This is a genomic window from Candidatus Symbiopectobacterium sp. NZEC135, from assembly GCF_025962695.1.
Genome location: NZ_JAGFPF010000079.1, coordinates 1 through 12,071 on the forward strand (window position 1 = coordinate 1; position 12,071 = coordinate 12,071).

The following is a 12,071-nucleotide window of genomic DNA, read 5'->3' on the forward strand; positions in this document are numbered from 1 at the left end:
TCCATGCCGGATAATCCGTCAATAAACTCCTGCCAGGACTCGCCTTCGCACCCGGCATCCATACCCGGTAGCTGTCCTTGCCCCAGTGTCGGCGTGCCGAGTAGCAGCACGGGATAGGACAGAAAACTGTCCAGTGTGGTTCGGTTGATATTGACCGGCGCGTCTGCCGCATCGCCCAGTTTTTGATGAATCAACTTGGCTATCTTGCGTGTTTTACCGGTATCGGTGCCAAAAAAAATACCAATGTTCGCCATAACATGCTCCTGACTGACTCGGTGAAAGTGGAATAGTGGCGGTGGGTATCCGCACATTCTGGTGACTATCAAGGTGCGAAGATCGTGCCAGCTTTTTATGGGGCGTGGTTGGCGATAATTTGCACATTTATGGCGCAATATTGCACTATCAGTGACCATTGTGAGGGTAATGCCACCCGTGAAAACAGGGCCGTAAACCCGGTAAAACGCCGCCAAGGCGCGAAATGGCGAAAAAACCCGCATCAGGATCAATGTTTAGGCGAGTTAATGAATAAAAGGTGCAGTGTTTGCATGGTTATTCGTACCGGTAGCAGGCCGGAGAAGGTTGTCGGATCGTGGCACAAATTGTTGCGAACCTGACATAACGGCGTCGGTTGTTGTAAGGATAAGCCATGACCATGAACCTGATGACAGAGTCTTTCCCACTGGGGGAGATTGCCAGCCATTTATCGCGCCAACACCCGGCGCTGTTTTCTACCGTGGTGGAGCAATCGTCGGTGGCCATTTCCTTAACGGATCCGCAGGCACGCATTGTATACACCAACCCGGCCTTTTGCCGCTTGACGGGATTTTCGCTGTCGCAACTGTTAGGGGAGAATCACCGCGTGCTGGCGAGCCAGCAGACGCCGCGTGAGGTCTATCAGGAGATGTGGCATACCCTGCTGCAAGGGGAAGCCTGGCGCGGTCAACTGATTAACCGACGCGGCGATGGCAGCCTGTATTTGGCAGATATCGACATCACCCCCATCGTGAACTCGCAGGGGGAGTTGGAACACTATCTGGCCATGCATAAGGACATCAGCGCCCGCTATGCCCTCGAACAGCGGCTGCGTAACCACATGACGTTAACCACGGCGGTGCTGAACAATATTCCCGCCGCGGTGGTGGTGGTGAATGAAAACGACCGCGTGATCATGGACAACCTGGCCTACAAAACCCTGTGTGCCGATTGCGGGGGGCAGGAACTGCTGGCGGTGTTGGATTACCACAATAATAAAGTGGCGCTGCGCGAGGGGAGGCCGCAACCGGTGTTGGTGCGTGGCATGACGCGCTGGCTTGCGCTGGGCATCTGGGCGCTGCCGGGGGTCAATGAGGAGGCCAGCCGCTATTTTACCGACAGCGCATTGCCGCGCACGCTGATTGTGATCACCGATTGTACGGAACAGCAACAGCAGCAACAGCAAGGCCAACTCGACCGATTAAAACAGCAAATCACCAGCGGCACGCTGCTGGCAGCGATCCGTGAATCGCTGGATGCGGCGCTGGTCCAGCTTAACTGTCCGCTCAATATGCTGGCGGCGGCGCGGCGTCTTAACGGTGAGGATCGCAGCAATGTGGCGCTGGAATCGGCCTGGCGTGAAGGCGAAGAAGCCGTGGCGCGCTTACAGGCCTGTCGACCATCATTGGCGTTTGAGCCAGCAGAGGAATGGCCCGTTAAAGCGTTACTGGACGATCTCTGTGCGCTGTATCACACCCGTCTTAATGGCTTGCACTGTGTGTTGGCGTCGCCACAACTGACTGGATTTGGTCAGCGAACGCAGGTGCTGGCCTGCCTCAGTTTGTGGCTCGATCGCACGTTGGCATTGTCGACAGAGATAGTGCTTGCTGAGACGCTTCCCTTTTCACTGGCGGTGCAGATCTATGCCCGGGAAGAGGGCGGCTGGCTATCACTCTATATTGAAGACAACGTCCCCCTGATGCAGGTGCGCTATGCCGCTGCGGCGGCGGCAACCATCAGCACACCGGGTAAAGGCATGGAGCTGCGGTTGATACAAACGCTGGTAGCACACCATCAGGGTGCTATCGATCTGACATCGCGTCCGGCGGGAGGCACGTGCCTCACGCTCCGCTTTCCCCTCTCTGCGGTTTTGACTGGAGGTGCAAAATGACTCGCGTACCTGATACCGGCACGGTGGTGTGGCGCTTCGATCTTTCACAGCAATTTACCGCGATTCAACGTCTTAGCAGTGCCTTGAGCCGTTCTACCAGCGTGAGTGAGGCGCTGCAATCGGTGCTACGTATATTGCATGATGATGCCTTTATGCAACATGGCATGATCTGCCTTTATGATACGCAACGTGGCGTGCTGACGGTGGAAGCGCTACACCAAGCGGATGAACAGTTAATCGCCAGCGGCAGTCAGGTGCGTTACCGGCCCGGCGAAGGCTTGGTGGGCACCGTACTCTCACAGCACCAACCGCTGGTGTTGCCACGTGTGGCTGATGACCAACGCTTTCTCGATCGCCTTGGCCTGTATGACTACAACCTGCCGTTTATTGCGGTGCCCTTGTTTGGGGTGGAGACGCAACCCATCGGCGTATTGGCGGCTCAACCGATGGCGCGTTATGAAGAACGGCTTCCTGCCTGCACGCGCTTTTTGGAAACGGTCGCCAATATGGTGGCGCAAACCGTGCGACTGATGCAGCCTACGCGTCCGGTAGCGGAAACGCCGAGCCCCGCCGAGCGCGCTCCGGTCTGTGCCGCCCCGCGCCCGTTCGGATTTGAAAATATGGTCGGAAAAAGTGCCGCAATGCGCCAAACCATGGAGATTATCCGCCAGGTCTCGCGTTGGGACACCACGGTTTTGGTACAGGGAGAAAGCGGCACCGGCAAGGAACTGGTGGCTAACGCCATTCATCATCATTCGCCGCGTGCTGCGGCACCTTTTGTGAAATTCAACTGCGCGGCCTTGCCCGATAACTTGCTGGAAAGCGAACTGTTTGGCCATGAAAAAGGCGCATTTACCGGTGCAGTGCGTCAGCGTAAAGGTCGGTTTGAGCTGGCGGATGGCGGTACGCTGTTTCTTGATGAGATTGGCGAAAGCAGCGCCTCGTTTCAGGCCAAACTGCTGCGTATCTTGCAGGAAGGCGAAATGGAGCGGGTCGGTGGCGATGAAACGCTGCGAGTGAATGTGCGCATTATCGCCGCGACCAACCGCAATCTGGAAGAGGAGGTGCGTGCGGGCCATTTTCGCGAGGATCTCTATTATCGTCTGAATGTGATGCCGCTGGCGCTCCCGCCGCTGCGCGAACGTCAAGAGGATATCGCCGAGTTGGCGCACTTTCTGGTACGCAAAATCGGGCAGCATCAAGGCCGTGCGCTGCGTATCAGCGATGGTGCAATCCGCTTGCTGATGAGCTATAGCTGGCCGGGTAACGTGCGCGAACTGGAAAACTGTTTGGAGCGCTCCGCCGTGATGTCGGAAAGCGGACTGATCGACAGAGACGTCATTCTGTTCAATCATCGCGAAGCGGCTCCCAAAGCGAGCGCGGTGGCCCCCGCGCACGAAGAGAGCTGGCTGGATCAATCGCTCGATGAACGGCAACGGCTGATTGCCGCGTTGGAGAAAACCGGCTGGGTACAGGCCAAAGCGGCCCGCCTGCTGGGCATGACACCGCGTCAGGTGGCCTACCGGATCCAGACACTGGATATCAATATGCACCGACTGTAGGAATGCTCCATTATATTGTTAAATTTCAAACCCAAAGGTGAAGGCCGTTTGGTTTAAAGGTGTTGACGTTATACCGCGTAAAAAATAACGCTGAGGTGGCCGAGACCGTCGGGTGAGCCGCATGGATGCGGCGAAAGTCAGCGCCGCGTCGGGAACGCGTCGCTGGCGGCCCGAATAGCGGGCTCGGGTGCCGAAGGCACCGCGTAGCGGCGTTATTTCTCGCGAACAGCCAGGGGTCACGGGGCGACGGCGATTGAGCCGCCTCGTGTCGGGCGCGTGCAACGTTCGTTGCAAATAACTGCGTTGGTTAACGCGCACGAAATATTCACTGTTTTTTCAAAAAAACGCGTACCAGATTTCTGGATATCACTCCCCTGAGCACCACACCAAAAACATAACCACATTGTCGGGATTGTGGGATTAGAGACATTGTCGCGCCACTGCAACAATCCTGACAAACACCTGGCACAGAGAAACAGTATATCTATCTGTTTATAAAAACTTTTTATTAAATCTCTATGCGGTACGGCGTTTGCACCTGCCTAAACAGGATTCCGTAACCGTAGGCACTCTTATGACAGCATGTCCTTCCGCATCCGGCGCCGCAGGCTGCCGGACCTCTCAATTCAACGGGTTGACGCCGTTGCAGGCCAGCAAAGCCGCACACCATCCTTGTTATTCGGTGAGCGGGCACCACCGTTACGCGCGTATGCATTTGGCTATCGCTCCAGCCTGCAACCTGCAATGCAACTACTGTAACCGCAAGTATGATTGCAGCAACGAATCGCGGCCTGGGGTGGTATCAACGCTGCTTACGCCCGAACAGGCGGTTGCACAGGCGCGCCAGGTGGCGGCCGCCATTCCGCAACTGTCGGTGGTCGGTATTGCCGGGCCGGGCGATCCGCTGGCTAATATGACGCGCACCTTTAACACCTTGACGCAACTGCGCGAGCAACTGCCGGATGTAAAACTGTGCCTGTCCACCAACGGTTTGCTGCTGCCAGACGCGGTGGATCGCCTGCTGGACGTGGGCGTCGATCACGTTACCGTTACGCTTAACACGCTGGACCCCGCCGTCGCTGCGCAGATCTATGCCTGGCTCTGGCTGGACGGCGAGCGCTACACCGGAGAAGAGGCCGGCAGAATACTGTTGGCGCGTCAGGAGGAGGGCATTCGCCGTCTGACCGAGCGCGGGATATTGGTCAAGATTAACTCGGTGCTGATCCCGGATATCAACGAAGCTTCAATGCTGGCCGTCAGTGAAAAAGCCCGCGAGTGGGGCGCTTTTTTGCATAACATTATGCCGCTGATTGCACGCCCTGAGCACGGCACAGTATTCGGGCTACAAGGTCAGCCAGAGCCGGATGCGGAATGCATGGCACGCGTGCGGGCTCGCTGTGGTCAGGCGATGCCGCAAATGTCACATTGCCAACAGTGTCGTGCCGATGCCATCGGGATGCTGGGGGAAGATCGCAGCCAGCAGTTCCCGCTGTCGGCACTGCCTACCACGCCACAGCCCTACACGCCGTTGATGCATCAGCGTGCTCAGTTGCATGCCAGCATGGCAACGCACGGTGAGTCCGAGGAGCCGAACGCCTGTTTGGTGGCAGTGGCGTCATCACAGGGCGATGTGATTGACCAGCATTTCGGGCATGCGCAACGCTTCCAGATATACAGCCTGTCGGCGGCGGGGGTAGTACGGGTCAATGAGCGTTTTACGCCGCAATACTGCCATGGCAGCGCAGACTGTCCGCCAGAGGAAAATGGCGATCGGATGGCGCGACTGCTGGAACTGCTGGCGGATGTGCAGGCGGTTTTTTGTGCGCGCATCGGCTACGGTCCCTGGCAGCAGTTGGAACAGCGCGGCATTCAGCCCTGTGTGGAAGGGGCCTGGAAAAACGTGACCGAGGTGCTGGCCGATTGGTGGCAACAACGACAAGGGCAGCCTGCGGTACAACCGAAGGCGCAAGGAGCAGCCTGATGACGCACGCGCACTACTGGCTACGGCGATTGTTGGCGCAATATGAATCGGGGGCGGCCAGCTTTCCTTTTCATATGGGGCTTTCCACGGCGGCCTGGCGCGCCTTGCTGGTGCAGATGCGCTGGTCGGCCGCGCCGCTCACCCCAGTGCATCAACAGCGATTGATACTGTTAACCGAATTGCAATCGCACCGTAAAGCCGAGTGCGACCAGCTTGCCGCTTGGCTGTTTGAGCATCTGGTGGACGATGCGGCACCGATACACCGTATGATTGCCAGCGCTTCTCTGGGGTTTAACCACCTGTGGCAAGATTTGGGGCTGGATTCACGGGCTGAACTGCGGGAACTGATGACGGACTGCTTTCCGTCGTTGGTGGCACTCAACGTGAACAATATGCGCTGGAAGAAATTCTTCTACCGCCAGCGTTGCCTGCACAGTGAAGGGGAGCTGGTGTGCCGCTCCCCCAGTTGTGATGCGTGCTGTGAATGGGCGCACTGTTTCGCGCCCGAGGTGTGAACGGTTAGAACGATGTCGTCACGCCAAGATAGTAGGCTCGACCCGGTTCGTTGTAGGTAGAAGCCCCGTCTGCGGCGCGGTACAGGCGTTTATCAAACAGGTTACTGATGCCGCCGTTGACGCGCAGATTTTTATTCACCTGATAGCTTGCACCCGCACCCCAGACGGCGTAACTGCCGATGGTGCGTGAAGAAAGGCCCTTTTTCTGTTCGATGTGGTTCGTCGCTGTATGACGAGGTTTCTGTTCGCCGTACTGCGTCCAGCTCAGGCTGGCGGAGAGTTTCTCGGTAGCTTGCCATTCCAGCGTGGTGTTAATGGTGTACTTGGGAATGATCGACAGTGGATTGCCGGTTTTCTTCTCTTTCGATTCGATCATGTAAGTGGCATTGGTACGCCAATTCAACACATCGTCGACCAGAGGAACCAGCAGGCTGCCTTCCAGCCCCTGCACGATGGCTTTGCCGCCGTTTTCCCATCGCAGGACGTTGTAGTTGGCTGTAGGCGGTGCGATTGAATCGGAACCGGAAACAATTTTGTTGTTATAGTCGTTGCGGAAATAAGTCACACCTGCTTGATAGCCTGCATGATTAAACTCCAACCCGATCTCTTTGTTGATGCTGGTTTCCGGTTTCAGACCCGGATTCCCCAGCAGGTAACAGCCGTTGCCAGTGAGGCCGGATGTGAGTGGACAGCCGTTCCCACGTGAATAGAGCAAATAACCGGCCGATGACTGATACAGGTTAGGCGCTTTAAACACGCGCGCAATACCGGCTTTCAGACTGAACATCTCGCCCAGTTTCTGTTGCAGGTTAAGGCTGGGACTGTAGTTGCTGCCAAAGCGGTTATGATAATCAAAGCGCAAACCGGGAATCACTTTGGTGCCAGGTAGCACTTCAATGTTGTCTTCCAGATACAGCGCGCTCAACTCCGCGTGATTTTTGCTGCTGCGCTGAGTAGGATCGATAGACGAACCGGGTATTATTGCACCTGAGTTATCAGTATAGGAACTGGAGGCCGGGTCGTTTAACTGCTCACGGTTCCATTCAGCACCTACCGTCAGCGTCTGTTCCGTCCAAAAGTCCAACGGAATATTCACTTCGCCATTGATACGATAGTTATCCAGTCGGCTGGTGTTGTAACGCCCCGGGTTATTGATGGTACCTTCGCCACCACCCGCGAGTCCCTCAGACAAACGCGTGTTGTTAGTGTGATCGTAGGCAAATCCAAGGCGCGATTGTCCCCAATCCCAAATACCGTTATGGGTCAATGCGTAGCTCTGACGGTACATGCGGTTGGTTTCTGTACCACTTTCCGCCAGTGCCTGAGGGATTGCCTGGTTACTGCTGAATTGGGTGTCGCCGGTATAAATATTGCCCTGACGGCTGTAACCCGCATCAAAATCGACAATCTGTTTTGGCGACAGTTTCCATGACAACTGGGTGTTGATATCGCGATTGCGCACCCCTTCGCGACCTGCTGCGTACGAGCCGTTCTGGTTATGGTTAATGTTCGGATCGTCGGCATCAGTTTTATTGATATTGCCGTACATGCGCATGGTGAGCGCTTCACCGGCTAACGGGCCGGACAGTGTGAAATTGGTGCGACGGGTGGTACCTTCCTTGCTGCTTTCCGGTTGATTCCCATACAGCGAAAGTATGCCCGTCCAATTATTAGTAGGGCGCTTGGTGATGATATTCACCACACCACCAGCGGCACCGGAGCCGTAACGCGCTGCTGCCGGGCCGCGCAGTACTTCAATACGCTCCACGGCTTCAACCGGTACCCAGTTGGTATCGCCGCGCGTATCGCGTTCGCCGCCCCACGAATAGCGGATGGCGTTGCGCGAGGTAACTGGGCGGCCATCAATCAATATCAGGGTATTTTCCGGCCCCATGCCGCGCAGGTCGATCTGACGGTTGTTGCCGCGTGCGCCTGTGGCACTGTTACCGGTCAGGTTCACCCCCGGCATTTTACGGATGATCTCAGACAGATCGTTGACCGGCGGTGATTTTTGAATGTCTTCTGCTGTGATGATCGAAACACCTGGCTGCTGCTTTAACTCCTGCTCGGCGGTGGCTTTGACGGTGATGGTATCCTCATCGGCGGCATACGCCATACCGGAGACAGAACCGACCAAACCCGCAACGATCAGTGTCAGCGGCGTGAGTGTGAAGAGAGGCGCTTTATGCATTGTCCTTTTCCCTTTTGTCAGTAATATGGGTTATCCCGTCCCAAACGCTAATGATTCGCGTTCTCTAATTTGACAGAAAATAGTACTAATGTACATAAATTTGTAATCAAAATGTAAATAAAAAAAGGTAAGGGAATGACAACACGGTGAGGGATTTCTTGGTTGGAAAGCCGTTGGCGGTTAACGGAAGGCGTGGTACAGCGCGGCAATCGCAGGGTAAATTTGCTGGTGCGTCAGCGGATGTTCATGCTGCGCCAACAGTGCGCGAATGAAAAAACCGTTCATCAGCGTCCCGAGCGGCAGTGCAGCATCATCGGGAACGATCAACTTTAACAGCGCAATCACGGTGTTAGACCATTCCAACGCCATCGGGCGTAGGGAAGGGCGTGAAATCGCGGCAGTAAACAGTTCATATTCGCGCGCCAGATCTTGGATGTCGGTGGTGCCGCGCAAAATAAACTGGGTCAACACGTCGCAAGGATCGTCGTGGCGGCGCGCATTGAGCCAGTGAAACATGTCTTCGCGAAACAGCGCGATGGCTTCGCGTATCACCGCGTTCAGCAAGTCGTCCAGACTTTTAAAATGGTAGGTGGTTGATCCCAGCGGTACCCCCGCTTCGGCTGCGACCGCGCGGTGCGTCAGCGTAGCGATGCCGTCACGGCGGATAATCTGCGTAGCGGTGGCAATGATGTGTGCCGCGCGTGCATGCCTGCGCTCAACTGACAGGCTGACTCCGTTCACGCCGTTGGCGGATAACCAGGCGACAGCCGGCGTCGGGGGAAAAGGCGGAGAACTGGGGAGGTAAGCCTGTATTGAACCTTGAGGCTTGTCGGTGGTTTTAAGATTACTGTAGGCTGAGCGCACCTCATCGCATATATCATCAAGCAGGGATTGCCGTTCTTCCCGGTTGATGGCGGCAAAGCCGGTGCCGTGTAACAAAAACACCCCTTCAGCGGCGAGAAAAGCAATGCGTAAGCGCCTGGTGAGCGGGGTGGCTTGCGCCAGACGCGCCAGTTGCGTGCGGTAAAAGGTTTGTACCGGTACTAGCATGGCAGGTGCGTGGACCAGCGCGGTCAACAAACCAATAGCGCGCGACGCGGTTTCTTCTGTCTCTTGTCCGATTGCGCTGATATAGCCCAGAATCTCGGCGCCCGGTGTGTCGCCATAACGCCCATGTTGCTGCTCGGCGTCATGTGAAAAGCGGGTCAACTCGCGCTCCAGCAGCGTTTGTATCAGTTGGTCCTTGCTGGGGAAGCGGTATACCAGCCCCCCTTTGCTGATGCCTGCCTGTGCGGCAACCGCATCAAGGGTGAAACCGTGCACACCACCGCTCAGCAGCACGGTTTCCGCTGCATCAAGAATCTGGTCGCTATCAATGGTTTGTTTGCGTGCCATTTGCCTACCTTGCATTTCCGACTGCTCAGTCATATATTGCGCTGCGTATTACGCATGTTAGCCGATTGGCCACCACTTTGCCGACGGTTATTACTTCTTTTGCATGGTTAACAAGGTTACATCAATGTCTGAGTCTTTACGGCCGGGCGCGCACCGTTTTACCCTTATCGCCATTCTCGGGATACTGTGCGCGTTTGACGCCATGTCCATCGACCTCTATCTACCGGCATTTCCTGCGATCGCTCACGCCATTGGTGCCGATGCGGCGGGTATGCAAACTTCGCTTTCAGTGTTCCTTATCGGGTTGGCGTTCGGACAGGTTCTTTATGGGCCGTTTACCGATCGCTATGGGCGCAAAGTACCGTTGCTGCTGGGTATCGCGCTGTTTCTGGCCGCGTCGGTCTGTCTGTCTCATTCAGCCTCATTGACCGAGTTTGTTTTCTTCCGCCTGTTGCAGGGCATCGGCGGTGCGGCTGGGTTGGTGATCCCGCGTGCTATTGTGGCTGACCTTTACGCCGAGCGTGAGGCCGCAAAAGTGTTTTCGCTGTTGATGCAGGTGATGGCGATAGCACCCATTGTCGCACCGCCGTTGGGTAATCTGTTGTCCGGTTCGCTGGGCTGGCAGTCGATTTTCTGGGGGCTGGGCCTTGTCGGCGCGATCATGCTGTTTGCCACCTGGCGCTGGGTGCCAGAGAGCCTGCCGCGCGATCGGCGTATGCAGGGCAATATCGGTTCGGCTTTTGTCGGTTACAGCGCGCTGTTTCGCCAACGCGTTTATATGGGATATACACTGTCTGGGGCGTTCACCCTGGGCGGGCTGTTTACCTACATTGGCGCTTCGGCATTTATTTTTATTGATTATTTTCATCTTTCTCCTACCCTGTACAGTACCCTGTTTGCCGCGAATGCGCTGGGCATGGTGGTGTGCGGGCAGATCAATATCTTCCTGCTGAACCGGTGGCGCGAGCAGCAGATTCTTGCTGTGGGATTAGGGATACATCTGGTTGGCACCTTGTTGCTGGTGGGGCTGTGGTTGAGCGGCGGTGCGACGCTGTGGCTGTTGACGGCGCTGCTGTTTATGACCATGAGTAGCCTGAGCCTGGTGTTTGGCAACGGCGTGGCGGTCGCCATGGGGTCAGCGGTAGGCCAGACCGGCGTGGCATCGTCGCTGCTGGGGGTGATGCAGTATCTTTTCGGCGGGGTGGTGGGCGTGCTGCTCGGGGTCTTGCATAATGGCACGCTGTTGCCGCCGTTGCTGATGCTGGCAGTGTGTGCGCTGGCAGCACTGCTGTGCTGGCACGATGCTCACCGGCAACAGTCGGGAAAACTGGCTGCATTGTCCTCAACGGCGTCAGACATGTCGCACTGAACGCCGGATTAGTATCACAACGCGACCGCCAGCGTGCTGGCGGTCGCGTCAAAACATCAATCCAGATCGGATGCCTGATGGCGTTCCGCGACACCGTCGTTGCCCGTGCGGTTTACCTTGCGCCCACGGATGGCAGCAGGGCGCGCCGCAATCTCATCAGCCCAGCGCTTGACGTGGGTATAATCCTGCACGGATAAAAATTCGCTTGCGCCATACAAGGTGCCTTGTACCAGCCAGCCATACCAGGGCCAGGCGGCGATGTCGGCGATGCTGTAGTCATCGCCCGCCAGATAGCGGTTTTCAGCCAAACGGCGGTTTAATACGTCGAGTTGACGCTTGGTTTCCATTGCGTAACGGTTTATCGGGTACTCAAATTTTTCCGGCGCGTAGGCATAAAAATGACCGAAACCGCCGCCGACGAACGGCGCAGACCCCATCTGCCAGAACAACCAGTTGAGGGCTTCGGTGCGTGTAGCGGCATCGCGAGGCAGCAGGGCACCAAATTTCTCAGCCAGATAAAGCAAAATTGAACCGGATTCAAACACCCGCACCGGCGTTTCCCCGCTGCGATCGAGCAGCGCCGGGATTTTGGAATTCGGGTTGACCTCAACGAAACCGCTGGAGAACTGGTCGCCTTCACCGATGCGAATCAGCCAAGCATCGTATTCAGCACCGGCATGACCAAGCGCCAGCAACTCTTCCAGCATCACCGTGACTTTTACGCCGTTCGGGGTGCCCTGTGAATAGAGTTGCAGCGGGTGTTTGCCGACCGGCAACGCTTTTTCGTGGGTTGGGCCGGAAACCGGACGGTTGATATTGGCGAAAGCGCCGCCAGACGGGGCTGGCTGCCATACGTTGGGCGGCACATAAGTCGAAGAACTGGCCATGAAAAACCTCCATTGATGGTTGACGTAG

At 56.5% G+C, this 12,071-nt stretch carries 9 protein-coding genes; 5 read left to right on the plus strand and 4 right to left on the minus strand.

Annotated elements, in window-relative coordinates; all coding sequences use genetic code 11:
• On the minus strand, window positions 1-254 hold a 254-nt coding region (locus J5224_RS21775), incomplete at its 3' end, for a flavodoxin domain-containing protein (protein ID WP_264627344.1).
• A gap of 392 nt (window positions 255-646) precedes the next feature.
• Here J5224_RS21775 and J5224_RS21780 point away from each other — a divergent pair.
• The 4 genes from J5224_RS21780 (at window position 647) to J5224_RS21795 (ending at window position 6,201) form a co-directional block, all read left to right on the plus strand.
• A complete protein-coding gene (locus J5224_RS21780) occupies window positions 647-2,143 on the plus strand; it encodes a PAS domain-containing protein (RefSeq protein ID WP_264627345.1) in 1,497 nt (498 codons plus the stop codon).
• Window positions 2,140-3,705: a nif-specific transcriptional activator NifA gene (gene nifA, locus J5224_RS21785; RefSeq protein WP_264627346.1), complete on the plus strand. Its 1,566-nt coding sequence runs from the start codon at window positions 2,140-2,142 to the stop codon at window positions 3,703-3,705. Before J5224_RS21780 ends, nifA begins: the two co-directional genes overlap by 4 nt.
• 574 nt (window positions 3,706-4,279) lie before the next feature.
• Window positions 4,280-5,686 (plus strand): nitrogenase cofactor biosynthesis protein NifB, encoded by a 1,407-nt coding sequence (gene nifB, locus J5224_RS21790; RefSeq protein ID WP_264627347.1) that lies wholly within the window; start codon window positions 4,280-4,282, stop codon window positions 5,684-5,686.
• Window positions 5,686-6,201, plus strand: coding sequence for a nitrogen fixation protein NifQ (locus tag J5224_RS21795; RefSeq protein WP_264627348.1), 516 nt, complete (start codon window positions 5,686-5,688; stop codon window positions 6,199-6,201). Before nifB ends, J5224_RS21795 begins: the two co-directional genes overlap by 1 nt.
• A gap of 4 nt (window positions 6,202-6,205) precedes the next feature.
• On the opposite strand, the gene J5224_RS21800 is transcribed toward J5224_RS21795, so the two are convergent.
• A complete protein-coding gene (locus J5224_RS21800; protein ID WP_264627349.1) occupies window positions 6,206-8,392 on the minus strand; it encodes a TonB-dependent siderophore receptor in 2,187 nt (728 codons plus the stop codon).
• A gap of 180 nt (window positions 8,393-8,572) precedes the next feature.
• The gene (locus tag J5224_RS21805; protein WP_264627350.1) at window positions 8,573-9,787 is read right to left on the minus strand and encodes a TetR family transcriptional regulator; all 1,215 of its coding nucleotides are present in this window, start codon (window positions 9,785-9,787) and stop codon (window positions 8,573-8,575) included.
• 124 nt (window positions 9,788-9,911) lie between these two features.
• On the opposite strand from J5224_RS21805, the gene J5224_RS21810 reads away from it, so the two are divergent.
• Window positions 9,912-11,156, plus strand: a complete 1,245-nt coding sequence (locus tag J5224_RS21810; RefSeq protein ID WP_264627351.1) for a multidrug effflux MFS transporter — start codon at window positions 9,912-9,914, stop codon at window positions 11,154-11,156.
• A gap of 56 nt (window positions 11,157-11,212) precedes the next feature.
• On the opposite strand, the gene yghU is transcribed toward J5224_RS21810, so the two are convergent.
• Window positions 11,213-12,043: a glutathione-dependent disulfide-bond oxidoreductase gene (gene yghU, locus J5224_RS21815; protein WP_264627352.1), complete on the minus strand. Its 831-nt coding sequence runs from the start codon at window positions 12,041-12,043 to the stop codon at window positions 11,213-11,215.
• Between the last annotated feature and the right edge of the window lie 28 nt (window positions 12,044-12,071).

Coding starts and splice junctions, on each gene's coding strand:
- J5224_RS21795 (WP_264627348.1), top strand. CDS start 5,686: ATGACGCACGCGCACTACTGGCTACGGCGATTGTTGGCGCAATATGAA.
- nifA (WP_264627346.1), top strand. CDS start 2,140: ATGACTCGCGTACCTGATACCGGCACGGTGGTGTGGCGCTTCGATCTT.
- J5224_RS21780 (WP_264627345.1), top strand. CDS start 647: ATGACCATGAACCTGATGACAGAGTCTTTCCCACTGGGGGAGATTGCC.
- J5224_RS21805 (WP_264627350.1), bottom strand. CDS start 9,787: ATGGCACGCAAACAAACCATTGATAGCGACCAGATTCTTGATGCAGCG.
- J5224_RS21800 (WP_264627349.1), bottom strand. CDS start 8,392: ATGCATAAAGCGCCTCTCTTCACACTCACGCCGCTGACACTGATCGTT.
- J5224_RS21810 (WP_264627351.1), top strand. CDS start 9,912: ATGTCTGAGTCTTTACGGCCGGGCGCGCACCGTTTTACCCTTATCGCC.
- yghU (WP_264627352.1), bottom strand. CDS start 12,043: ATGGCCAGTTCTTCGACTTATGTGCCGCCCAACGTATGGCAGCCAGCC.
- nifB (WP_264627347.1), top strand. CDS start 4,280: ATGACAGCATGTCCTTCCGCATCCGGCGCCGCAGGCTGCCGGACCTCT.